This window comes from Pseudomonas schmalbachii, from assembly GCF_017589465.1.
Taxonomy (GTDB): Bacteria; Pseudomonadota; Gammaproteobacteria; order Pseudomonadales; family Pseudomonadaceae; genus Pseudomonas; species Pseudomonas schmalbachii.
In genome coordinates this window covers 60,850-85,776 of sequence record NZ_JAELYA010000012.1, presented here as the reverse complement: position 1 = coordinate 85,776, position 24,927 = coordinate 60,850, and the positions used below count along the sequence as shown (strand labels likewise).

15 protein-coding genes are annotated in these 24,927 nt (G+C 65.9%); 7 read left to right on the top strand and 8 right to left on the bottom strand.

Annotated elements, in window-relative coordinates:
* Positions 1-123: 123 nt before the first annotated feature.
* From JFY56_RS23505 to selO, 3 genes are all read left to right on the top strand, one after another.
* Entirely contained in the window at positions 124-1,866 is a 1,743-nt protein-coding gene (locus JFY56_RS23505) for a potassium/proton antiporter (protein ID WP_208316696.1), read from the top strand.
* Positions 1,867-1,985: 119 nt separating this feature from the next.
* On the top strand, positions 1,986-5,351 hold the full coding sequence (gene mscK / locus JFY56_RS23500) for a mechanosensitive channel MscK (RefSeq protein ID WP_208316695.1): 3,366 nt from the start codon (positions 1,986-1,988) through the stop codon (positions 5,349-5,351).
* Positions 5,352-5,424: 73 nt separating this feature from the next.
* Positions 5,425-6,885, top strand: a complete 1,461-nt coding sequence (gene selO, locus JFY56_RS23495) for a protein adenylyltransferase SelO (protein ID WP_208316694.1) — start codon at positions 5,425-5,427, stop codon at positions 6,883-6,885.
* Positions 6,886-6,904: 19 nt separating this feature from the next.
* Here the strand turns inward: selO and JFY56_RS24560 are convergent, their stop codons facing one another.
* The gene (locus tag JFY56_RS24560; protein ID WP_208316734.1) at positions 6,905-7,579 is read right to left on the bottom strand and encodes a hypothetical protein; all 675 of its coding nucleotides are present in this window, start codon (positions 7,577-7,579) and stop codon (positions 6,905-6,907) included.
* Between the two features lie 231 nt (positions 7,580-7,810).
* Here JFY56_RS24560 and JFY56_RS23485 point away from each other — a divergent pair, with 231 nt between their 5' ends.
* A complete protein-coding gene (locus JFY56_RS23485) occupies positions 7,811-9,088 on the top strand; it encodes a bifunctional O-acetylhomoserine aminocarboxypropyltransferase/cysteine synthase (protein WP_208316693.1) in 1,278 nt (425 codons plus the stop codon).
* 129 nt (positions 9,089-9,217) lie between these two features.
* Positions 9,218-9,652, top strand: coding sequence for a thioredoxin TrxC (trxC, locus tag JFY56_RS23480; protein ID WP_208316692.1), 435 nt, complete (start codon positions 9,218-9,220; stop codon positions 9,650-9,652).
* 36 nt (positions 9,653-9,688) lie between these two features.
* On the opposite strand, the gene JFY56_RS23475 is transcribed toward trxC, so the two are convergent.
* Together JFY56_RS23475 and JFY56_RS23470 are read right to left on the bottom strand one after the other, a co-directional pair.
* Positions 9,689-10,459, bottom strand: a complete 771-nt coding sequence (locus JFY56_RS23475; protein WP_208316691.1) for a ParA family protein — start codon at positions 10,457-10,459, stop codon at positions 9,689-9,691.
* Positions 10,460-10,544: 85 nt separating this feature from the next.
* Complete coding sequence (locus JFY56_RS23470) at positions 10,545-11,453, bottom strand: LysR family transcriptional regulator (protein ID WP_208316690.1); 909 nt, start codon at positions 11,451-11,453, stop codon at positions 10,545-10,547.
* A gap of 165 nt (positions 11,454-11,618) precedes the next feature.
* Here JFY56_RS23470 and JFY56_RS23465 point away from each other — a divergent pair, with 165 nt between their 5' ends.
* Both JFY56_RS23465 and gabP read left to right on the top strand, forming a co-directional pair.
* Positions 11,619-12,935, top strand: coding sequence for an MFS transporter (locus tag JFY56_RS23465; protein ID WP_208316689.1), 1,317 nt, complete (start codon positions 11,619-11,621; stop codon positions 12,933-12,935).
* A 178-nt stretch (positions 12,936-13,113) separates the two neighbouring features.
* Positions 13,114-14,508 (top strand): GABA permease, encoded by a 1,395-nt coding sequence (gene gabP, locus JFY56_RS23460; protein WP_208316688.1) that lies wholly within the window; start codon positions 13,114-13,116, stop codon positions 14,506-14,508.
* Positions 14,509-14,690: 182 nt separating this feature from the next.
* Here gabP and hemE read toward each other — a convergent pair whose 3' ends face one another.
* The 5 genes from hemE to aroB all read right to left on the bottom strand — a co-directional run bounded on the left by hemE (position 14,691) and on the right by aroB (position 24,915).
* A complete protein-coding gene (gene hemE, locus JFY56_RS23455) occupies positions 14,691-15,758 on the bottom strand; it encodes a uroporphyrinogen decarboxylase (RefSeq protein WP_208316687.1) in 1,068 nt (355 codons plus the stop codon).
* 272 nt (positions 15,759-16,030) lie between these two features.
* A complete protein-coding gene (locus JFY56_RS23450) occupies positions 16,031-17,449 on the bottom strand; it encodes an FAD-dependent oxidoreductase (RefSeq protein ID WP_208316686.1) in 1,419 nt (472 codons plus the stop codon).
* A 30-nt stretch (positions 17,450-17,479) separates the two neighbouring features.
* The gene (gene gltB / locus JFY56_RS23445) at positions 17,480-21,925 is read right to left on the bottom strand and encodes a glutamate synthase large subunit (protein WP_208316685.1); all 4,446 of its coding nucleotides are present in this window, start codon (positions 21,923-21,925) and stop codon (positions 17,480-17,482) included.
* A 220-nt stretch (positions 21,926-22,145) separates the two neighbouring features.
* Positions 22,146-23,801, bottom strand: a complete 1,656-nt coding sequence (locus JFY56_RS23440) for an AAA family ATPase (RefSeq protein WP_208316684.1) — start codon at positions 23,799-23,801, stop codon at positions 22,146-22,148.
* A gap of 7 nt (positions 23,802-23,808) precedes the next feature.
* On the bottom strand, positions 23,809-24,915 hold the full coding sequence (gene aroB, locus JFY56_RS23435; RefSeq protein ID WP_208316683.1) for a 3-dehydroquinate synthase: 1,107 nt from the start codon (positions 24,913-24,915) through the stop codon (positions 23,809-23,811).
* Between the last annotated feature and the right edge of the window lie 12 nt (positions 24,916-24,927).

Here is a 24,927-nt window from a genome sequence, read left to right as displayed (position 1 = left end):
TGAAGCCCTGTAACAACCTTTGACAGCCTTGTAAATCCGCAGGTTAGAATCGCCCGGCACACGGTCTGCATCATTCCCGGCAGCCGCTTCCCCTCAAGAGTCCGCCGCCCGGAGACCGCCGCCTTGGATGCCGTAGCCGTCAATACCTACTTCCTGATCGGTGCGGTGCTGGTTGGCATGAGCATCCTGGTCAGCTCCCTCTCCTCGCGTCTCGGCATCCCCATCCTCGTCATCTTCCTCGCCGTCGGCATGGTCGCAGGCACCGACGGCCCCGGCGGCATCGGCTTCAACAACTATCCCGTGGCCTATCTGGTGGGCAACCTGGCGCTCGCCGTGATCCTTCTCGACGGCGGCCTGCGCACGCGCGTCGCCAGTTTCCGCGTGGCGCTCTGGCCGGCGCTGTCGCTGGCCACGGTGGGTGTGCTGATCACCGCCGGGCTGACCGGCATGGCCGCTGCCTGGCTGTTCAACCTGACCTGGATGGAAGGCCTGCTGATCGGCGCCATCGTCGGCTCCACCGATGCCGCGGCGGTGTTCTCGCTGCTCGGCGGCAAGGGCCTGAACGAACGGGTCACCGCCACCCTGGAAATCGAATCCGGCAGCAACGACCCGATGGCGGTGTTCCTCACCGCCACCCTGATCAGCATGCTCGCCCACGGTGAGAGCGAGCTGGGCCTGGAGTTCCTCGGCCACCTGCTGCGCGAGTTCAGCATCGGCGCGCTGCTCGGCCTCGGCGGCGGCTGGGTGCTGCTGCACCTGATCAACCGCATGAACCTGGCCAGCGGCCTCTACCCGCTGCTGCTGATCAGCGGCGGCCTGGTGATCTTCTCCCTGGCCAACACGGTGCACGGCAGCGGCTTCCTGGCCATCTACCTGTGCGGCCTGGTGCTCGGCAACCAGCCGATCCGCTCACGCCACGGCATCCTGCACATGCTCGACGGCATGGCCTGGCTGGCGCAGATCGGCATGTTCCTGGTCCTCGGCCTGCTGGTCACGCCGCACGACCTCTGGCCGATCGTCCTGCCGGCGCTGGGCCTGGCGCTGTGGATGATCCTCATCGCGCGGCCGCTGTCGGTGCTGGTCGGACTGATCCCGTTCCGCGCCTTCCACGGCCGCGAGAAGCTGTTCATCTCCTGGGTCGGCCTGCGCGGCGCGGTACCGATCATTCTCGCGGTGTTCCCGCTGATGGCCGGCCTGCCGAACGCGCAGCTGTTCTTCAACGTGGCCTTCTTCATCGTGCTGGTATCGCTGCTGGTGCAGGGCACCAGCCTGCCGTGGGCGGCGAAGCTGCTGCGGGTGGTGGTGCCGCCGGACCCGGCGCCGATTTCCCGCGCCGGCCTGGAAGTCCATCCGACCAGCGAGTGGGAGCTGTTCGTCTACCACCTGAGCAAGGAAAAGTGGTGCATCGGCGCCGCCCTGCGCGAGCTGAAGATGCCCGAAGGCACGCGGATCGCCGCGCTGTTCCGCGGCACCCAGCTGCTCCACCCGTCGGGCAGCACCATCCTCGAAGCCGACGATATCCTCTGCGTGATCGGCCACGAGCATGACCTGCCCGCCCTCGGCAAGCTGTTCAGCCAGGCGCCGGACCGCGGCCTCAGCGCACGCTTCTTCGGCGACTTCGTGCTGGAAGGCGATGCGCAGCTGTCCGCGGTGGCGGCGCTCTACGGCCTGAAGCTGGACGACCTCGACGGCAGCCAGAGCCTCGGCCGCTTCATCGCTCACGAGATCGGCGGCCAGGCGATCGTCGGCGACCAGGTCGAGTGGAATGGCCTGACCTGGACGGTCGCCGCGCTGGAAGGGAACAAGATTCGCAAGGTGGGGGTCAAATTCCCCGAAGGTCGTCCCGGTCCGGGCCTCTTCCTGTAATCCCCGCCTCGTCCTACAGACCGCGTACGACGCGGTCTGACCATCGGTCGGAGCCTTGCAGGCTCCGGCAACCGCACACTACCCTTTTCCCATCGCATCGAGAGCGTCCCTCCCCGATCATGTCATTCCTGTTGCGCTCCCTCCTTACCGTCGTGCTGCTCGGCGCGACTCTCTCCAGCCTGCCCGCTATCGCTGCCGACACCGACGTGCCCAAGGCCGGGGAAGTGCAGAAGAGCCTGGACGGCCTGGCCGACCGCAAGCTGGCCGAAGCCGACCAGAAAGTGGTCAAGGCCAGCCTGGAAAACACCCTCAGGCTGCTCCGGGCCAGGGACGACAGCGACAAGCAGATCGCCGAGCTGAAAGGCCAGTTGGCCGACGCGCCGCGCCAGATCAACGAGAACCAGCGCGTGCTGACCCGCCTGCGCGGCGAGATCGAGAAGCCCGCCCGCCAGGCGTACGGCAGCTACAGCGCCACCCAGCTGGAAATGCTGCTGAACGAGCAGAGCAGCCAGTTGGCCGCCTGGCAGAAGACGCTGATAGAAGCCAAGGGCCAGATCATCACCGCGCAGACCCGCCCGGAACGCGCCCAGGCCGATATCAGCGCCAACCAGACCCGCCTGCTGGAAATCGCCACGGCGCTCAAGGCCGGCAAGGAAGGCGGCAAGCCGCTGAGCACCGAGCAGCATGACGAACTGCTGGCCGAACAGGCCGCGCTGAACGCCAAGGCCCAGCTGCTGCGCCAGGAACTGGCCGGCAACAACCTGCTGCTGGACCTTGCCAACAGCCAGCGCGACCTGCTCAGCGAGCGCATCTCGCGCCAGGAGCGGCAGATTCTCGATCTGCAGGCGATGATCAGCGAGAAGCGCCGCGAGCAGTCGGAAAAGACCGTCGCCGAGCTGTCCAAGGAGGCCGGCGCGGCAGCCAGCGTGGATACCCTGCTGAGCAAGGAAAACGCCAACAACGTGCGTCTTTCCGACTACCTGCTGCGCACCACCGACCGCCTCAACCAGCTCACCCGCGCCAACCTGGAAAGCAAGCAGCAACTGGACGCCCTGACCCAGGGCGAACAGGCCCTCGACCAGCAGGTCGGCGTCCTGCGCGGCAGCCTGCTGCTGTCGAAGATCCTCTATCAGCAAAAGCAGTCGCTGCCGATCATCAAGGCCGACCGGAAGCTGGCCGACGAAATCGCCGACCTGCGTCTCTACCAGTTCGAGCTGAACCAGAAGCGCGACGAACTGGGCGACGTGCAGCTCTACATCGACAAGCTGCTCGCGGAGAATCCCCAGGAAACCCTCACGCCGGAACTGCGCCAGGGCCTGACCGAGGTCGTCAACACGCGCATCGAGCTGGCCGATCGCCTCAATCACGAACTGAATGCCCTGCTCAGCGAGGCGATCACCCTGCAGCTGAACCAGACGCAGCTCCAGGAAACCAGCCAGAAGCTGCGCGCCACGCTGGACGAGCAGATGTTCTGGATTCCCAGCAACCGTCCGCTGGACCTGTCCTGGTTCAAGATTTCACCGCTGCTGCTGCAGCACCAGCTTTCCGAGGTGCCGTGGGGCTCCGGCGTGCGCGAACTGGGCGAGGGACTGATCGAGCGGCCGCTGCTGTTCCTGCCGCTGCTGCTGATGATCGCCGTGCTGTTGTGGAAGCGCCGCTACCTCTACGACAAGCTGGATTCGCTGAACGACGATATCGGCCACTTCAAGCGCGACAGCCAGATGCACACGCCGCTGGCCCTGCTGGTCGCCATCTCGCTGGCCATGCCCGGCACCCTGGCCCTGGCCATCGGCGGCCTGGCGCTGGTGCTCGACGCCCGCGGACAGAACGCCACCCTCGGCAGCGCCCTGCTGGAAATGGCCCAGGTCTGGCTGGTGTTCTACACCGCCCTGCGCATCCTCAGTCCGGGCGGCATCGCCGAGCGGCACTTCCACTGGAGTCCGGCGCAGGTGCAGTTCCTCAGGAAGCTGCTGCGCCGGCTGGGCATCGTCGTGCTGTTCCTGGTCGCGGTGGTGACGGTCGCCGAACACCAGCCGGCCAGCCTGGCCGACGACGTGATCGGGATCGCCGTGGTGCTGTTCGGCTATGCCGCCATGACCTGGCTGCTGGCCCAGCTGCTGTTCAACCGCCCCTCCACCGAACGGCCGTCGATGATCAAGATGATCGTCGGCCTGGCCTTCACCGCCCTGCCGATCGCGCTCTTCCTGGCCGTCAGCTTCGGCTACTACTACACCGCGCTGAAGCTCACCGACCGCCTGATCGATACGCTGTACCTGCTGCTGTTCTGGGTCATCATCGAGGCGACCTTCGTCCGCGGCATGGGCGTGGCCGCCCGCCGCCTGGCCTACCAGCGCGCCCTGGCGAAGCGCCAGACCCAGCCCAGGGAAGGCCCGGAAGGCGGCGAAACGGTGGAGGAACCGACCCTCGGCATCGAGCAGATCAACGAGCAGTCGATGCGCCTGATCCGCCTCGGCCTGCTGATCGGCTTCGTCATCGCCCTGTACTGGGTGTGGGCCGACCTGATCAGCGTGGTGTCCTACCTGGATAACGTCACCCTGTACCAGTTCACCAGCGGCAGCGGCGACACCGCCTCCAGCTCGCCGATCAGCCTTGGCGACCTGCTCACCGCGGCGGTCATCGCCGGCGTCACCGTGGCCCTGGCGCGCAACCTGCCGGGCCTGCTGGAAGTACTGGTGCTGCAGCGCCTGACCCTGGCCCAGGGCAGCGCCTACGCCATGACCACGCTGCTGTCCTACTCGATCAGCGGCATCGGCATCGTCAGCGCGCTGTCCACCTTGGGGGTCAGCTGGGACAAGCTGCAATGGCTGGTCGCCGCGCTCTCCGTGGGCCTCGGCTTCGGCCTGCAGGCGATCTTCTCCAACTTCGTCTCCGGCCTGATCATCCTCTTCGAACGCCCGGTGCGGATCGGCGACGTGGTGACCATCGGCAACCTGTCCGGCACGGTCAGCCGGATTCGCATCCGCGCCACCACCATCACCGACTTCGACCGCAAGGAAATCATCGTCCCGAACCAGACCTTCATCACCGGCCAACTGGTGAACTGGTCGCTGAGCGACACCGTCACCCGCGTGACCATCAAGATCGGCCTGGCCTACGAGACCGACCTGCCGCTGGCGCGCAAGCTGATGATGCAGGCCTGCCTCGACAACCCGCGTGTGCTGCGCGATCCGGAACCGCTGCTGTACTTCCTCAATATCGGCCCCAGCACCTTCGACCACGAACTGCGCTTCCACGTGCGCGAGCTGGGCGACCGCAACCCGGCGGTGGACGAAATCCTCTCGAAGATTGCCGTGGCGTTCCGCGAGAACAACGTCGAGATGGCGTTCAACCAGGTCGATGTGTTCGTCAAGAACCTGCAGGGCCAGGAAGCCCAGCTGATCATCGGCAAGACGCAGAGCCAGCCGCAGGTCCAGGCCCAGCCCGTGCAACTGCAGCAGCTCAAACCGGGCGCCGAGAAGTCCTGAATCTGGACGCCTTCGGACAAGTCCGAGCACAATGCTCGGACTTGTCTCGTTTTCCATGTGGAAAAGTCCCAACTTGAAGAAGCTCGACGACCTGGTTTTCGACAACCGCTATGCCCGCCTGGGCGATGCCTTCTCCACCGAAGTGCTGCCCGACCCCATCGCCGAACCGCGCCTGGTGGTCGCCAGCCCGGCGGCGATGGCGCTGCTCGACCTCGATCCGGCGGAAGCGGACAACCCGGTGTTCGCCGAGCTGTTCGCCGGGCACAAGCTGTGGGCGGAAGCCGAGCCGCGGGCGATGGTCTATTCCGGCCACCAGTTCGGCGCCTACAACCCACGCCTCGGCGACGGCCGCGGCCTGCTGCTGGGCGAGGTGGTCAACGACGCCGGCGAGCACTGGGACCTGCACCTGAAGGGCGCCGGCCAGACGCCTTATTCGCGCATGGGCGACGGCCGCGCGGTGTTGCGCTCGTCGATCCGCGAATTCCTCGCCAGCGAATACCTCAATGCCCTCGGCATCCCCACCAGCCGCGCCCTGTGCGTAACGGGATCGAGCACCACGGTATGGCGGGAAACCCGCGAAACCGGCGCGATGCTGCTGCGCCTGGCGCAGAGCCACGTGCGCTTCGGCCACTTCGAATACTTCTATTACACCCAGCAACCCGAGCGCCTGAAGGAGCTCGGCGAGCACGTGCTGCGCTGCCATTTCCCCCACTGCCTGGAACAGGAGCAGCCCTACGCCGCGTTCTTCCGCGAAGTGGTGGAGCGCAACGCCGAGCTGATCGCGCTGTGGCAGGCCTACGGCTTCTGCCACGGGGTGATGAACACCGACAACATGTCGATCCTCGGCATCACCTTCGACTACGGCCCCTACGCCTTCCTTGACGACTTCGATGCGCGGCACATCTGCAACCACTCGGACGATGCCGGGCGCTACTCCTTCAGCAACCAGGTGCCGATTGCCCACTGGAACCTCGCGGCGCTGGGCCAGGCGCTGACGCCCCTCGTCGAGGTGGACGAACTGCGCGCCAGCCTCGGCCTGTTCCTGCCGCTGTACCAGGCGCACTACCTCGACCTGATGCGCCGCCGGCTCGGCCTGACCAGCGCCGAGGATGGTGACGAGGAGCTGGTGCAGCGTCTGCTGCAACTGATGCAGAGCGGCGGCGTGGATTACAGCCGCTTCTTCCGCGAACTGGGCGACAGCGCGCCCGCCGAGGCGCTGGCGCGGCTGCGCGAGGAATTCGTCGATCTGGCCGGTTTCGATGCCTGGGCCACCGAGTACAGCGCCCGTGTCGAACGCGATGGCGGCGACCAGCAGCAGCGGCGCGAACGCATGCACGCGGTCAACCCGCGCTATGTGCTGCGCAACTATCTGGCCCAGGAAGCGATCACTGCCGCGGAACAGGGCGACTACGCCCCGGTTCGCGAGTTGTATGAAGTGCTGATGCGGCCGTTCGACGAACAGCCCGGACGCGAGCGTTATGCGGAACGCCCGCCGGAGTGGGGCAAGCATCTGGAAATCAGCTGCTCGTCCTGACTCCGGCGCGAACGCTCACTCAGTTGCTGACCCGGCCGTCGTCGCCGATGCCGTCCTGACCACGCGGGGCCTCGCCTTCGGCCTCGCGGCCCCTGGCTTCGCCGACATCCCCCACGCCATCCTGGCCACGTGGAGCCTCGCCTTCGGCTTCACGGCCACGGGCTTCCGCCACGTCGCCGACGCCGTCCTGGCCGCGTGGCGCTTCGCCTTCGGCCTCACGTCCGCGCGCTTCGCTTTCACCGTCACGGCCACGGGTATCACCCGCCTCCGCCTCGCCACGGCCCGGTCCGGAATTGCCGGAAACCCCATGGCCAGAGGAACCATGCGCATTCCCCGGTCCGCTGTTGGCGCCGCCATGACCACTGTTGGCGCCCCGTCCACCGCCGTCGCTGCCACCATCACCGCCATGGCCGCTGCCCGAGCCGCCGTGACCGCCGCCGGAACCGCCGCCACCCGAGCCGCCACCACCTCCGCCGCCGGAGCCACCGCCCCCGCCGCCACCGGAGCCACCACCGCCCCCGCCGGAACCACCTCCACCACCGCCGCCATGGCCACCTCCGCCTCCACCGCCGCTACCCGAACCGCTAGCGGCGTGAGCCGAAGAAACCAGGTGATCGATCAGCGGGGTCACCGCCGCTCCGGCATACAGGGCCGCACAGATTGCCGCGGCGATCAGTGTCTTGCGCTGTCTCATGGGACACCTCGATTGTTCTTGGATATCGGTGGTGGTGGAACGCGTGCTTAACACAGGAGACTAGACATTTTTCGTAACTATTTCGTTCGCGATGCAGGCCCCATGACGACCGGCGGTAGGCAGGAATCGGCCAGGCGCCGGCCTGCCCTGATTCATTGCCCTGCGACATTGACCGGTTACCGGTGCATCCCCATGCTGGCATGCCCGCCATCCCATACGAAGGAGCGTCGCATGAAACTGGAAACCCTCGCCGTCCACGCCGGCTACAGCCCCGATCCGACCACCAGGGCGGTGGCCGTGCCGATCTACCAGACCACCTCCTACGCATTCGACGACACCCAGCACGGCGCCGACCTGTTCGACCTGAAGGTGGCCGGCAACATCTATACGCGGATCATGAACCCGACCAACGCCGTGCTGGAGGAACGCGTCGCCGCGCTGGAAGGCGGCGTCGGCGCGCTGGCGGTGGCCTCGGGCATGGCGGCGATCACCTATGCGATCCAGACCGTCGCCGAGGCCGGCGACAACATCGTCTCGGTGGCCAAGCTGTATGGCGGCACCTACAACCTGCTGGCGCACACCCTGCCGCGCTTCGGCATCCAGACGCGCTTCGCCGCCCATGACGACATCCCCGCACTGGAAGCGCTGATCGACGAGCGCACCAAGGCGGTGTTCTGCGAGTCCATCGGCAACCCGGCCGGCAACATCGTCGACCTGCAGGCCCTGGCCGATGCCGCGCACCGCCACGGCGTGCCGCTGATCGTCGACAACACCGTGGCGACGCCGGTGCTGTGCCGGCCGTTCGAGCACGGCGCGGACATCGTCGTACACTCGCTGACCAAATACATCGGCGGCCACGGCACCAGCATCGGCGGCATGGTCGTCGACTCCGGCAAGTTCCCCTGGGCGCAGCACCAGGCGCGCTTCCCGCTGCTCAATACGCCCGACCCGTCCTACCACGGCGTGACCTACACCGAAGCCTTCGGCCCCGCCGCCTTCATCGGCCGCTGCCGCGTGGTGCCGCTGCGCAATACCGGGGCGGCGCTCTCGCCATTCAATGCCTTCCTCATCCTGCAGGGCCTGGAAACCCTGGCCCTGCGCATGGAGCGGCATTGCGACAACGCGCTGAAGGTCGCCGGGTTCCTGCAAAACCATCCACAGGTGGCCTGGGTGAAATACGCCGGCCTGGCCGATCACCCGGAAAACGCCCTGGCCCGGCGCTACATGGACGGCCGGCCGGCGGCGATCCTCTCGTTCGGCATCAAGGGTGGCAGCGAAGCCGGCGCGCGCTTCATCGACGCCCTACAACTGGTGGTGCGCCTGGTGAATATCGGCGACGCCAAGTCGCTGGCCTGCCACCCGGCATCCACCACCCACCGTCAGCTCAACGCGGAGGAACTGGCGCGCGCCGGGGTTAGCCAGGACATGGTGCGCCTGTCGATCGGCATCGAGCACATCGACGACATCCTCGCCGACCTGACCCAGGCTCTGCAGGCCGCCGCCCGATAGCGGACAAGGCTGACCCGGACTGGCAACCGTCGCAGGCATCCCGATTCGATCCGGACCACCCCGTCCCCATTGCAATCGGGCTGCCGCGGCACAACATTGGTTGCGCTCCTTAGCATCAGGAATCCCACCATGTCCGAAACCCTGCTCGTTCCCTGCCCGCAATGCGGTGGTCTCAACCGCCTTCCCGCCGACCGCCTCGCCGACCAGCCGCGGTGCGGCCGCTGCCGGGGCGATGTCCTGCCGTCCCGTCCGTTCGAGATCGATGAAGCCGGTTTTGCCGCACAGGTCAGGGGCGACCTGCCGCTGCTGCTGGATGTCTGGGCCGACTGGTGCGGGCCGTGCAAGGCCTTCGCGCCGGTCTTCGAGCAGGCTGCCGCACGTCTGGTCGGGCGCTGCCGTCTGGGCAAGCTGGACAGCGAGGCCAACCGCGGGCTGTCGGCGCAACTGGGTATCCGCTCGATTCCCAGCCTGATCCTGTTCCGCGATGGCCGTGAGGTGGCGCGCCAGAGTGGCGCGATGCCATTGCCGCAGCTGCTCGACTGGCTGGCGCGGCAAAGCGTGTGAGGAGCGCGGCGGGATAACCGCCGCGCATGGGATGGATTACTCCGCTTCGAGCAGGCCGTGCAGTTCGACGAACTGCTGGGTCAGCTTGTGGCGCGGGTCCATGAAGATCAGCGGTGTGCAGGCTTCGTGGGATTCACGCATCTTCACCGAACTCATCAGGTACACCGGCAGTACCGGCAGTTCCTCGCCGACCATCTCGTCGAGCATCTGCTGCGGCAGGGTCGCGCGCGGCTGGAACTGGTTGACCACGATGCCCTCGACTTCGAGGTCTTCGTTATGGTCTTCCTTCAGTTCCTCGATCTCGCCCAGCAGGCCGTACAGCGCCTGGCGGGAAAAGCTGTCGCAGTCGAAGGGAATCAGGCAGCGATCCGCCGCGATCAGGGCGGAAACCGTATAGAAGTTCAGCGCCGGCGGGGTATCCAGGTAGATCCGGTCGTACTCGCCGTCCAGCGAGTCGAGCAGTTTGCGCAGCTTGTTGATCTTGTGCTTCGACTCCAGCTTCGGCTGCAGGTCCTTCAGCTCGGGGCTGGCGGTCACCACATGGAGGTTGTCGAACGGCGTTTCGTAGATATCCACGCTGCCGTTGCGGCCGAACGGCCCGGAAGACAGCACGTGCTTGAAGAAATCGGCGATGCCGGCCGGCAGTTCGTCGCCGGTGAGGCCGGTCAGGTAATGCGATGAGTTGGCCTGCGCATCCAGGTCCACCAGCAGGGTCCGATAGCCCTCCGCCGCGCTGACTGCCGCCAAGTTACAGGCAATGCTGGACTTGCCCACCCCGCCCTTCTGATTGAACACCACACGCCGCATGAGTCTCTCTCCCGGAGCCTTTCGAGTGAGCCTGGATTCTATGCAATGCACATAGGCACCGCGAGAACTTCCGCCCAATCGCCCCTTATGCCCCCGACGAATGCATCATCACCACCTCGCGGGTGACCAGTTCGATGAAGGAATGCGCCAGCGGCGATCCTTCGTTGCGCCGGCGCACCAGCCATACCGAGGTGGTGGCGCCGGGGTCGCTCAGCGTGCGGTAGACCACGCCATCCACCCGCGTACGACGGAACGATGCCGGCAGGATCGACACGCCAAGCCCCGCCGCCACCAGGCCGATGATGGTCATCGCCTCGCCCGCTTCCTGGGCGATGGTCGGGGTGAATCCCGCCTGGCGCGACAGCTCCATCAGCTTGCCGTAGAGCCTCGTGCCGAAGGTGCGCGGGAAGAACACGAAGGGCTCCTCGGCCAGCTCGGCGATCGACAGGCTGTCGCCTCCCCCGGCGAGGGGATGGCCTGCACGCAGGACGGCGACGAGCGGCTCGCTGAACAGCTCGACCATCTCCAGGATGTCCGGCAGTTCGATCGGGCGGATCACCCCGACCTGCACCCGCTCGTCGAGCAGCGCCTGGACGACCTCGCTGCTGTTCAGCTCGCGGAGGTCGAGATGGACCGCGGGATAGGCCCGGCGGAACGCCAGGATGCTGCGCGGAATGCTGGAAGTGAACGGCGCCGACGCGGTGAAGCCGATCTTCAGCTCGCCGACCTCGCCCTGGTGCGCCCGCCGCGCCAGCAGCACGGCCTTGTCGACCTGCTGGAGGATCTGCCGCGCCTCGTCGAGGAACAGCCGGCCGGCTTCGGTCAGGCTCACGCGGCGATTGGTGCGGTCCAGCAGTCGGGCGCCGATTTCCTCTTCCAGCGCCTGGATCTGCTGGCTCAGCGGCGGCTGGGAAATGCCCAGTTGTTCGGCGGCGCGGCCGAAATGCAGCTCCTCGGCGACGGCGACGAAGTAGCGCAGGTGTCTCAGTTCCATCTCTCACCAATTGATTCGAAATACATATCAAATGTGTCGATCAATATATTGGAAATAATAAATTCTGCTCCGTATTCTTTCCACACAAGCCCAATAACAACCTCCATCCTGACCGCCCGACCTTACGCGCCGCCCCGGGCAGTCGCATCGCACTCGAGGTGAGTTGTGAGTCAATCTGCTTTGCGGGCTTCCACGGATAGCGAGCCTCCCCTGCTGCAAGCCGCCAGCGCGGCGAACCTGTCGGTCGTCGGCGCCGCCAGGGAAATCGAAAGCTACATCGAGAAAGGCACCCCCGAATTCCGCCGCACCTCGCTGGCGCTGTTCTCCGGCGGTTTCGCCACCTTCGCCCTGCTCTACTGCGTGCAGCCGATGATGCCGGTGCTGTCCAAGGCATTCGCCCTGACGGCCGCGCAGAGCAGCCTGGTGCTGTCGATCTCGACCATCACCATGGCCATCGGCCTGCTGGTCACCGGACCGATTTCCGACGCCATCGGCCGCAAGTCGATCATGGTCGCCTCGCTGTTTCTCGCCGCCCTGTTCACCATCGGCAGCGCACTGATGCCGACCTGGCACGGCGTGCTGGCGATGCGCGCGCTGCTCGGCCTGGCCCTGAGCGGGCTGGCGGCGGTGGGCATGACCTACCTGAGCGAGGAAATCCATCCGCAGCACATCGGCCTGTCCATGGGGCTGTACATCGGTGGCAACGCCATCGGCGGGATGAGCGGGCGGCTGATCAGCGGGGTGCTGGTGGACTTCGTCTCCTGGCATGCCGCGCTGGCAGCGCTGGGCGGCATCGCGCTGGTCGCCGCCGTGGTGTTCTGGCGCATCCTGCCGGAGTCGCGGAATTTCCGTGCGGCGTCGCTGAACGTCCGGCAACTGGCCGACGGCTTCGCCGGCCATCTGCGCGATGCGGGACTGCCGTGGCTGTTCCTGATCGGCTTCCTGCTGATGGGCGGCTTCGTCACGCTGTTCAACTACATCGGCTATCGCCTGCTGGCCGAGCCCTACCACATGAGCCAGGCCATCGTCGGCGTGCTGTCGCTGGTCTATCTGGTCGGCATCTACAGCTCCGCCTGGGTCGGCTCGCTGGCCGACCGCCTGGGCCGGCGCAAGGTGCTGTGGACAGTGATCCTGCTGATGCTCGGCGGCCTGCTGCTGACCCTGTTCAGCGCCCTGCCGCTGATCGTCACCGGCCTGCTGCTGTTCACCTTCGGCTTCTTCGCCGCCCATTCGGTGGCCAGCAGCTGGATCGGCCGCCGCGCGCTGAAGTCCAAAGGCCAGGCGTCGTCTCTGTACCTGTTCACCTACTACCTCGGCTCCAGCGTCGCCGGCACCGTCGGCGGGGTGTTCTGGCATCACTACGGCTGGATGGGCGTCGGCCTGTTCATCGCCGCGCTGCTGTCGCTGGCCGTCGCCGCCGCACTGCACCTGGCGCGGGTACCGGCGCTGCCGGGCAATGCGATCGCCCCGGTGAAAGGCTGATCCGCACTTTTTCCAGCGCCCGCCTGGGCGCTGGAGCCCTCTATTTCGCCTTACGACTTAGGTCGTAACAAAATATGACGCGCAAATTGTGTAAAATATTGCGCACGCCGCGTTGGATTCCAAGAACAAGCACCGCTTGCCCCCGCTGCACACTCCCTCCCCGCTGTATAGGTAAAGCATGAGTAGTACCCCTTCCTCCGGGCTCTCGCAGGGCCTGAAAAATCGTCACGTCACCATGCTCTCCATCGCCGGCGCCATCGGTGCCGGCCTGTTCGTGGGCTCCGGCCACGCCATCGCCGAAGCCGGCCCGGCGGTGCTGATTTCCTATCTGGTCGCCGGTGCCCTGGTGGTACTGGTGATGCGCATGCTCGCCGAAATGGCGGTCGCCCAGCCCGACAGCGGCTCCTTCTCCACCTATGCCGACCGATCCATCGGCCACTGGGCCGGCTTCACCATCGGCTGGCTGTACTGGTGGTTCTGGGTGCTGGTGATCCCGCTGGAAGCCAACGCCGCCGCCGCGATCATCCACGCCTGGTTCCCCGGCGCGCCGATCTGGGTGCTGGCCTTCGTCATTACCTCGGCGCTGACCGTCACCAACCTGTTCAGCGTGAAGAACTACGGCGAGTTCGAATTCTGGCTGGCGCTGATCAAGGTCTGCTCGATCATCGCCTTCATCTTCCTCGGCTGCGCGGCGATCTTCGGCTTCTCGCTGAATCCGCAGGCCGGCGGCATCAGCCACCTGTACGCCGAGGGCGGCTTCATGCCCAAGGGCTGGGGCGCCGTGCTGGCCGCGCTGCTGACCACCATGTTCTCCTTCATGGGCTCGGAGATCGTCACCATCGCCGCCACCGAGTCGAAGGACCCGGCGCAACAGATCACCCGCGCGACCAACTCGGTGATCTGGCGTATCGCGCTGTTCTACCTGCTGTCGATCCTCATCGTGGTCTGCCTGGTGCCATGGAACGACCCGCGCCTGGTGAGCATGGGCTCCTACCAGACCGTGCTGGAAAGCCTGAACGTGCCGTACGCCAAGCTGATCGTCGACATCATCGTCCTGGTGTCCGTGACCAGTTGCCTGAACTCGGCGCTGTACACCGCCTCGCGCATGCTGTTCTCCCTCAGCAAACGCGGCGACGCCCCGCGCATCGCCCAGGTGACCAACGTCAGCCGCACCCCGGTGTTCGCCGTGCTGCTGTCCACCGCCATGGCCTTCCTCTGCACCTTCGCCAACTACCTGGCGCCGGCCGAGGTCTTCAACTTCCTGCTGGCCAGCTCCGGCGCCATCGCCCTGCTGGTGTACCTGGTGATCGCCATTTCCCAGCTGCGCATGCGCCAGAAGCTGCTCGCCAGCGGCCATCAGCTGAAACTGAAGATGTGGCTGTTCCCCTGGCTGACCTGGGCGGTGATCCTGTTCATCGTCGGCGCCCTGGCGATCATGATGATCCGCCCGGACCATCGCATGGAGGTCGTGGCGACTGCCCTGCTGACCATCGTGGTGGTCTGCTCCGGGCTGCTGGTGTCCCAGCGCCGGAAAGCTCAACGCGCGGCCGGAATCGTGGCCGACGCCGCCTGACCCATCGCGGGCATGGCCCGCTCCTGCAGCCCGCCGTGGAACGCCCCTGTAGGAGCGAGCTCTGCTCGCGAAGCTTTTGCGGGGCCAATGTTCGCGAGCAGAGCTCGCTCCTACAAACATGAAAAAGCCCCGCCATCTGGCAGGGCTTTTTCGTTTCTACGGACCTTACGGAAAGGCTCCGATCAGCCGTGGTATTGCGCCGACAACTCGTGCACCGCCTCGAAGAAGGCGCCGGCGTGGGCCGGGTCGACTTCCGGGGTGATGCCGTGGCCGAGGTTGAACACGTGGCCGCTGCCGTTGCCGTAGGCCGCCAGGATGCGCCCCACTTCGGCGCGGATCGCCGCCGGGTTGGCGTAGAGCACCGACGGGTCCATGTTGCCCTGCAGGGCGACCTTGTCGCCGACGCGAGTGCGGGCGCTGCCGATGTCGCAGGTCCAGTCCAGGCCCAGCGCCTCGGCGCCGCTATCAGCCATGGATTCCAGCCACAGGCCGCCGCCCTTGGTGAAGAGAATCACCGGCACGCGGCGGCCGTCGTGTTCGCGGATCAGGCCGTCGATGATCTTCTTCATGTAGGCCAGGGAGAACTCCTGATAGGCCGCGGCGGACAGGCTGCCTCCCCAGGAATCGAAGATCTGTACCGCCTGGGCGCCGGCGAGGATCTGGCCGTTCAGGTAGCTGGTGACCGACTGCGCCAGCTTGTCCAGCAGCGCATGCATGGCCTGCGGGTTGTCGTAGAGCATCGCCTTGGACTTGCGGAAGTCCTTCGACGACCCGCCCTCGACCATGTAGGTCGCCAGGGTCCAGGGGCTGCCGGAGAAGCCGATCAGCGGCACGCGGCCATTCAGCTCGCGGCGGATGGTGCGCACGGCGTCCATCACGTAGCCGAGGTCCTTTTCCGGATCGGGGATCGGCAGCGCATCGATATCCGCGGCGGTGCGCACGACCTTCTTGAAGCGCGGGCCTTCGCCGGTTTCGAAGTAAAGGCCGAGGCCCATGGCGTCGGGGACGGTGAGGATGTCGGAGAAGAGGATCGCCGCGTCCAGCTGCGGGTAGCGGTCCAGCGGCTGCAGGGTGACTTCGCAGGCCAGTTGCGGGTTCATGCACAGGCTCATGAAGTCACCGGCCTTGGCGCGGGTGGCGCGGTATTCCGGCAGGTAGCGGCCGGCCTGGCGCATCATCCAGACAGGGGTGACATCGACGGGCTGCTTGAGCAGGGCGCGAAGGAAGCGATCATTCTTCAGGGCAGTCATGGTGGCATCCGGAGAAAAAGTGCGGGCATTTTCGCAAAGCCCAAAAGAAAAGGCACGGCTTGCGCCGTGCCTTCCATCTTTTGTCGCACCGACTGTTGGGCTTCTACGCTCAGCGCCAACCTACATCCGCCACGTAGGTTGGGCTAAGGAGCTCGCGACGCAGCCCAACGGTCGGTACACCAACTGTTGGGCTTCGCTGCGCTCAGCACCAACCTACGCAGCGCCGCAGGATGGGTTGAGCCGGAGGCGATACCCATCGAACGGTCGAGCGATCAGACGCCGAGGTAGTCCAGGATGCCTTCGGCAGCCGTACGGCCCTCGAAGATCGCCGTCACCACCAGGTCGGAACCACGGACCATGTCGCCGCCGGCGAAGATCTTCGGGTTGCTGGTCTGGTGCTTGAACTGCGCGGCGGCCGGGGCGATGACGCGGCCCTGGCTGTCGATCTGCACCTGGTGCTGGTCGAACCACGGCGCCGGGCTCGGGCGGAAACCGAAGGCGATCAGCACGGCTTCCGCCGGGATGATCTCCTCGGAGCCCGGGATCGGCTCGGGGCTGCGACGACCACGGGCGTCCGGCTCGCCGAGACGGGTCTCGACCACTTTCACGCCTTCCACCCGGTCCTCGCCGACGATGGCGATGGGCTGGCGGTTGAAGAGGAACTTCACGCCCTCTTCCTTGGCGTTCTTCACCTCGCGGCGCGAACCCGGCATGTTCTCTTCGTCACGGCGATAGGCGCAGGTCACGCTCTTGGCGCCCTGGCGGATCGAGGTGCGGTTGCAGTCCATCGCGGTGTCGCCACCGCCCAGTACCACCACGCGCTTGCCCTTCATGTCGATGAAGTCTTCCGGGGACTTCTCGAAGCCGAGGTTGCGGTTGACGTTGGCGATCAGGAAGTCCAGCGCGTCGTGCACGCCCGGCAGGTCCTCACCCGGGAAGCCACCCTTCATGTAGGTGTAGGTGCCCATGCCCATGAACACTGCATCGTACTCGTCGAGCAGCTGTTCCATGGTCACGTCCTTGCCGATCTCGGTGTTCAGGCGGAACTCGATGCCCATGCCGGTGAACACTTCGCGCCGACGGCTCAGCACGCTCTTTTCCAGCTTGAACTCGGGGATGCCGAAGGTCAGCAGGCCGCCGATTTCCGGGTTCTTGTCGAACACCACCGGAGTCACGCCGTTACGCACCAGCACATCGGCGCAGCCGAGGCCGGCCGGGCCGGCGCCGATCACCGCGACGCGCTTGCCGGTCGGCTTGACCCGCGACATGTCCGGGCGCCAGCCCATGGCGAAGGCGGTATCGGTGATGTACTTCTCCACCGAACCGATGGTCACCGCGCCGAAGCCGTCGTTGAGGGTGCAGGCACCCTCGCACAGGCGGTCCTGCGGGCACACCCGGCCGCAGACTTCCGGCAGGGTGTTGGTCTGGTGCGACAGCTCGGCGGCGGCCAGGATGTTGCCTTCCGAAACCAGCTTCAGCCAGTTCGGAATGAAGTTGTGCACCGGGCACTTCCACTCGCAGTACGGGTTGCCGCAGCCCAGGCAGCGATGCGCCTGGTCGGCTGCCTGCGCCGGCTTGAACAGGTCGTAGATTTCGACGAATTCACGCTTGCGCTGACGCAGCAGCTTTTTCTTCGGATCCTTGCGCCCGACCTCGATGAACTGGAAGTCGTTATTCAGACGTTCAGACATTTCAAAACCTCATCAAACTTCTTCAGGCGCTTATTGCGGGTTGGCACGGGTGCTGCTGAGCAGGGAACCGAGGCTTGTGGCCTTCGGTTTCACCAGCCAGAAGCGACGCAGGTAGTCATCCAGGTTTTCCAGGATGTTCCTGCCCCACTCGCTCGCGCTCTCTTCCACGTACTCGACCAGGACCTGGCGCAGGTGGCTGCGATAAGCCTCCATCGCCTCGCCGCTGATCCGCTGCATTTCCACCAGCTCGTGGTTCACGCGGTCGACGAAGGTGTTGTCCATGTCCAGTACGTAGGCGAAGCCGCCAGTCATGCCGGAGCCGAAGTTGTAGCCGGTGCGGCCCAGTACGCAGACGAAACCGCCGGTCATGTATTCGCAGCAGTGGTCGCCAGTACCTTCAACGACGGCATGGGCGCCCGAGTTGCGCACGGCGAAACGCTCGCCCGCGGTGCCCGCGGCGAACAGCTTGCCGCCGGTGGCGCCGTACAGGCAGGTGTTGCCGACGATGGCCGACTCCTGGGTCTTGAACGGGCTGCCTTTCGGCGGGGTGACCACCAGCTTGCCGCCGGTCATGCCCTTGCCCACGTAGTCGTTGGCGTCGCCTTCCAGGTACAGGTGCAGGCCGCCGGCGTTCCACACGCCGAAGCTCTGACCCGCGGTGCCCTTGAAGCGGAAGGTGATCGGCGACTTGGCCATGCCCTGGTTGCCGTGGACCTTGGCGATCTCGCCGGAAATCCGCGCGCCGATGGAACGGTCGCAGTTGCAGACGTCCAGTTCGAACTCGCCGCCGCTGCCGTTCTTGATGGCATCGCGCGCCAGCTCGACCATCTTCTCGGCCAGCAGGCCCTGGTCGAACGGCGGGTTCTTCTCGACTTCGCAGAACTGCGGCTTGTCGGCCGGGATCAGGTCGCTGCCGAGCAGCGGAGTGAGGTCGAGGTTCTGCTGCTTGGCGGTCTCGCCCGGCAGGATTTCCAGCAGATCGGTACGGCCGATCAGCTCGCCCAGGCTGCGTACGCCCAGCTTGGCCAGCCACTCGCGGGTTTCCGAAGCGATGAAGGTGAAGAAGTTGATCACCATCTCGGTAGTGCCGATGAAGTGGTCCTTGCGCAGCTTGTCGTTCTGGGTGGCGACGCCGGTGGCGCAGTTGTTCAGATGGCAGATGCGCAGGTATTTGCAGCCCAGCGCGATCATCGGCGCGGTGCCGAAGCCGAAGCTTTCGGCGCCGAGGATGGCCGCCTTGATCACGTCGAGGCCGGTCTTCAGGCCGCCGTCGGTCTGCACCCGGACCTTGCCGCGCAGGTCGTTGCCGCGCAGGGTCTGGTGGGTTTCGGCGAGGCCGAGTTCCCACGGCGAACCGGCGTACTTGATCGAGGTGATCGGCGAAGCGCCGGTGCCGCCGTCGTAACCGGAGATGGTGATCAGGTCCGCGTAGGCCTTGGCCACGCCAGCGGCGATGGTGCCGACGCCCGGCTCGGAAACCAGCTTCACCGAAACCAGCGCCTGCGGGTTGACCTGCTTGAGGTCGAAGATCAGCTGGGCCAGGTCTTCGATGGAGTAGATGTCGTGGTGCGGCGGCGGCGAGATCAGGGTCACGCCGGGGACCGCGTAGCGCAGGCGGGCGATCAGGCCGTTGACCTTGCCGCCCGGCAGCTGGCCGCCCTCGCCGGGCTTGGCGCCTTGGGCCACCTTGATCTGCAGGACTTCCGCGTTGACCAGGTATTCCGGGGTCACACCGAAGCGGCCGGTGGCCACCTGCTTGATCTTCGAGCTTTTCAGCGTGCCGTAGCGCGCCGGGTCTTCGCCACCCTCACCGGAGTTGGAGCGGCCGCCCAGGCGGTTCATCGCCTCGGCCAGCGCCTCGTGGGCCTCCGGCGACAGCGCGCCGAGGGAGATACCGGCGGCGTCGAAGCGCTTGAAGATGGTCTCCAGCGGCTCGACTTCGTCCAGGCTCAGCGGCTGCGGAGCTTCCTTGACCTTCAGCAGGTCGCGGATCATCGACACCGGGCGGTTGTCCACCAGCGCGGTGTATTCCTTGAACAGCTCGAAATTGCCCTGCTGCACGGCAGCCTGCAGGGTGTTCACCACGTCCGGGTTGTAGGCGTGGTATTCGCCGCCGTAGACGAACTTCAGCAGGCCGCCCTGCTGGATCGGCTTGCGGCTGCTCCAGGCTTCGGCGGCGAGCAGCTTCTGCTCGTTCTCGATGTCGACGAACCGCGCGCCCTGGATGCGGCTGGAGACGCCCGGGAAGCACAGTTCGGTGACTTCGTCGGACAGGCCCACGGCCTCGAACAGCTGCGCACCGCGATAGGACGCGACGGTGGAGATGCCCATCTTCGACAGGATCTTCAGCAGGCCCTTGGAGATGCCCTTGCGGTAGTACTTGAACACCTCGTAGAGGTCGCCCAGCACTTCACCGGTACGGATCAGGTCGGCCAGCACTTCGTAGGCCAGGTACGGGTAGACCGCCGAGGCGCCGAAGCCGATCAGCACCGCGAAGTGGTGCGGATCGCGGGCTGTACCGGTTTCCACCAGGATGTTGCAGTCGCAGCGCAGGCCGGTCTTGACCAGGCGATGGTGCACCGCACCGACCGCCAGGGAAGCATGCACCGGCAGCTTGCCGGGAGCGAGGTGGCGGTCGCTGAGGACCAGCAGGACCTTGCCCGCACGCACGGCTTCCTCGGCCTGGTCGGCGATGTTGCGCACCGCGGCTTCGAGGCCGGTCGACTCGTCGTAGTTCAGGTCGATGTGGTGACGATCGAAGCCCGGACGGTCGAGCGTCATCAGGGTCCGCCACTTGGCCGGCGAGATCACCGGAGTGGTGAGGATAGCCTGGCTGGCGTGATCGGCGGTTTCTTCGAAGATGTTGCGCTCGACGCCCAGGCAGGTTTCCAGGGACATCACGATGGCTTCGCGCAGCGGGTCGATCGGCGGGTTGGTCACCTGCGCGAAGACCTGGCGGAAGTAGTCGTACGGCGCACGGATGCGCTTGGACAGCACCGCCATCGGGGTGTCGTCGCCCATCGAGCCGACCGCTTCCTGGCCCTGTTCGGCCAGCGGACGCAGCACCTGGTCACGCTCCTCGAAGGTGACCTGGAACATCTTCATGTACTGCTTGAGCTGGTCGCTGTCGTAGCTGGCCACGCCATGGTCGTCGTCCAGGGTCGCCTGGATGCGCAGCGCGCTCTGGCGCAGCCACTGCTTGTACGGGTGGCGCGACTTCAGGCGGTTGTCGATCTCGTCGGTGTGCAGGACCTGGCCGGTCTCGGTGTCCACGGCGAGGATCTGCCCCGGACCGACACGGCCCTTGGCGATCACGTCTTCCGGCTTGTAGTCCCACACGCCGATTTCCGAGGCGAGGGTGATGTAGCCGTTCTTGGTGGTCACCCAGCGCGCCGGACGCAGGCCGTTGCGGTCGAGCAGGCAGACGGCGTAGCGACCATCGGTCAGCACCACGCCAGCCGGGCCGTCCCACGGCTCCATGTGCAGCGAGTTGTACTCATAGAACGCGCGCAGATCGGCGTCCATGGTCTCGACGTTCTGCCAGGCCGGCGGAATGATCATGCGCAGGCCGCGGAACAGGTCCATGCCGCCGGTGACCATCAGCTCCAGCATGTTGTCCATGCTCGAGGAGTCGGAACCGACGCGGTTGACCAGCGGGCCGAGCTCTTCCAGATCGGGGATCAGCTCGTTGGTGAACTTGTTGCGACGGGCCTGGGCCCAGTTGCGGTTGCCGGTGATGGTGTTGATCTCGCCGTTGTGCGCCAGCAGGCGGAACGGCTGGGCCAGCGGCCACTTCGGCATGGTGTTGGTGGAGAAGCGCTGGTGGAACACGCAGATCGCGGTCTGCAGGCGCTCGTCACCGAGGTCCGGATAGAAGGCCGCCAGGTCGGCGGGCATCATCAGGCCCTTATAGATGATGGTCTTGTGCGAGAAGCTGCAGATGTAGTGGTCGGCATCGGCGGCATTGGCGACCGAGGAGCGACGACGCGAACTGAACAGCTTGATGGCGAATTCCTGGTCATTCAGACCGGCACCGCCGACGAACACCTGCTCGATCTGCGGCAGGCGCTCCAGGGCCAGGCGGCCGAGGACGCTGGTGTCGATCGGCACCTTGCGCCAGCCGATCAGCTGCAGGCCGGCGGCGATGATCTCGCGATTCATGTTCTCGCGAGCGGCCTCGGCCTTCACCGGGTCCCGGTTGAAGAAGACCATGCCCACCGCGTACTGCTCGGGCAACTCGACCGAAAACTCTTCCTTGGCCACTGCGCGCAGGAACAGATCGGGCTTCTGGATCAGCAAGCCGCAACCGTCACCCGTTTTACCGTCCGCGTTGATCCCACCTCGGTGGGTCATGCAGGTCAGCGCTTCGATGGCTGTTTGCAGAAGTTCGTGACTTGCCTCGCCCTGCATATGGGCGATCAAGCCGAATCCGCAGTTATCCTTGAACGTTTCAGGATGGTAAAGACCTGCTTTCATAGGGAACTCTCACCGGCAAAACTTTTTTAATTCATATACATCGCCTGTCTACCCGCTCATGCGGCGAGTTTCCGACAGGCAAAGGGAAGCCATTGTACACAGGCGATTCCCGCGCGACAAATTTTGCGACGAACCCCTGTAAATTCATGTCGCAATGATGAAATGAAAAACCCGGAAGCCGTGTTAACGACTGCCGGGTTTCGTCATTGCAGAGAGCGGATCAGCGCGTGGTCGCGATGTCCTGCTGGATGCTGGCGAAGGTCCGCGGCCACGGCTTGGACGCCTGAATCTTGGCCGGGAGGCTCTTGATGGCGGCCACTGCCGAAGCGCGATCGGCGAAGCTGCCGTAGGTGACCACGAAGAATGGCTTGCCTTGCAGGCTCTTGCGGAAGTAGCGGTAGCCGCTGCCGCCCTGCTGGCGGATGAACGCCTGGGCGCTGGCTTCCGAGCCGGTCCCGAGCACCTGGACCGCATAGCGGCTGCCCCCTTGCGAGCGATACCACTCGGAGCCGGCGCCGCCGCCCGCAGCCACCGCAGCAGGTTTGGCAGGTGCCGGTTTGGCGGAAGCTACCGCAGGAGCGGCCGGCTTGGCTACCGGTTTGGCCGGAGCAGGCTTGGCAGCCGCCGGCTCGGCCGGACGGACCGGTTCGACCTGCGGAGCCGGCGCCGGAGCCTGGGCGACCGGTTGCGCAGCGGAGGAAACCGGAGCGTTCGGCACCGGATGCAGCGGAGCCGGGCCGGTATTGGCCAGCGGCGTCACCGGCGGCGCCGAAGTGGATACGGTAGGCGGAATCATCGCCGACGGCAGCGCACCTTCATCGGGGTCGTCCTGCCCGCCCGCCTGAGCCATGGGCTCGCGAATGACCGGCTGGGCCTCGCCGACCAGGGGCAACGGCAGCGGCTGATTGGAGCCGGCGAATTCCACGGCAGGCGCCGAACCATCGGCAGGCTTCTGCCCATCCGCCTGCGGCGCAGCCGGCGATTGCGCGGTAGCAGGCGCGGTCGCCTCGGTCTTGCCGCTGCGCCCCTGCATGAACCAGGCGGCGATCACACCGACGGCAACCACCGCCAGTATCGCCAGATGCTTCTTCGGCAGGCTGAAACCAGCGCCAGCCGGAGCCTTGCGCGCCTTGCCACGCTCAGCGAGCATCGCTTCGATCAGCGCGTCGCGGGCCACCTGGTTGATCGCTCCCGGCCAGCCACCGGACTGCTCGTGGATATCGCCCAGCAGATCGTCGGAAATCAGCGCGCCATCCTGCCCGGCGCCCTCCAGGCGCTGCGCCAGGTACTCGCGGGTTTCCTCCTCGCTGTAGGGCTGCAGCTCGATCGCGTGGTAGCGCTCTTCCCCTTCGGACAACGCTTCCAGCCGCTCCAGCAGCTCCGCCTCGCCGAACAGGAAGACATGCAGACGCGCTTCGCTGTTGCCGGCCGCCAGGCGCAGCAGCACCTCCAGGGCGCCGTCGCGCAACTGCTCGGCATCGTCCACCAGCAGGTAGACATCGTGGCCGGTGATGGCCAACTGGGCGACCTTGGTCAGGATCGCCTCGACGCCCGTCTGGGTGATGCCCAGACCCTGCGCGAGCTGGCGTAGCAGCGTCGCCTCGTCGGCCGCGGAACGACCGGAGATCACCACGCTGGACACCACGTCCTTGTTGGTACTGGCTACCAGGGCCTGGCGCAGCAGGGTCTTGCCGCTGCCCAACGGCCCGGTCACCGCCAGCAGCAGGTTGCTGTAGCGCGCCAGGTGATGAAGTTGGCCCAGCACCGGTTTGCGTTGCGCCGGGAAGAACTTGAAGCCGGGCACGCGGGGGGCGAAGGGATCGTGACTGAACTGGTAGTGGGCCAGGAAGGCCTCGTCGGCATGCAAACTGGACATGGGAACCTCAATGTTCTCCTGACAGATCGGCCAAAGCCTGGAAATCGGCACGCAGCGTGTCGTCCAACGCTTCACGCGGGAAGTCGGCAGTTACCACCGCAGCCCCCAGCCCTTGAAGCAGAACGAGGCGCAAGCGCCCGTCGAGAACCTTCTTGTCGACTGCCATGTGCTCTAGGAAGTGTTCCGCGGTCATTTCCCGCGGCGGCACGATCGGCAGCCCGGCGCGGCGCAACAGACGAATGCCGCGATCGCGCTCGGCAACTGTCAGCCACCCCAAACGATGCGACATCTCCAGTGCCATCACGGTTCCCGCCCCCACCGCCTCGCCATGCAGCCATTCGCCATAGCCCATGTGGGTTTCGATGGCATGGCCGAAGGTATGACCGAGATTGAGGGTGGCGCGCACGCCGGACTCGCGCTCGTCGGCGCCGACCACGCGCGCCTTGGCGGCGCAGGAACGCTCGATGGCCTCGATCAGGGCAGCCGGTTCCAGCGCACGCAGATCGTCGACATGCTGTTCGAGCCAGGTGAGGAAGGGCTCGTCGCAGATGAAACCGTACTTGATCACCTCGGCCAGCCCGGCCGACAGCTCGCGCGCCGGCAGGGTGCGCAGGGATGCGGCATCGATCACCACCGCCCGTGGCTGGTAGAACGCGCCGACCATGTTCTTGCCGAGTGGGTGGTTGATGCCGGTCTTGCCGCCAACCGAGGAGTCCACCTGGGACAGCAGCGTGGTCGGCACCTGGATGAAATCGACGCCGCGCTGATAGCAGGCCGCGGCGAAACCGGTCATGTCGCCGATGACCCCGCCGCCCAAGGCGATCAGCGTGGTCTTGCGGTCATGGCGCGCCTGGAGCAGCGCATCGAAGATCAGTTGCAGGGTTTCCCAGTTCTTGAAGGCCTCGCCATCGGGCAGCACGACGGTAGTCACCGCGTAGGCGGAAAGCGTTTTCTGCAGGCGTTCGAGATAGAGCGGAGCAACCGTCTCATTGGTGACGATCGCCACCTGGCGACCACGGATGTGTGGCTCGAAGTAGCGCGGATCATCCAGCAGCCCTTCGCCGATATAGATCGGATAGCTGCGGTCACCAAGATCGACGTTGAGCGTGCGCATGAAACCCCCAGG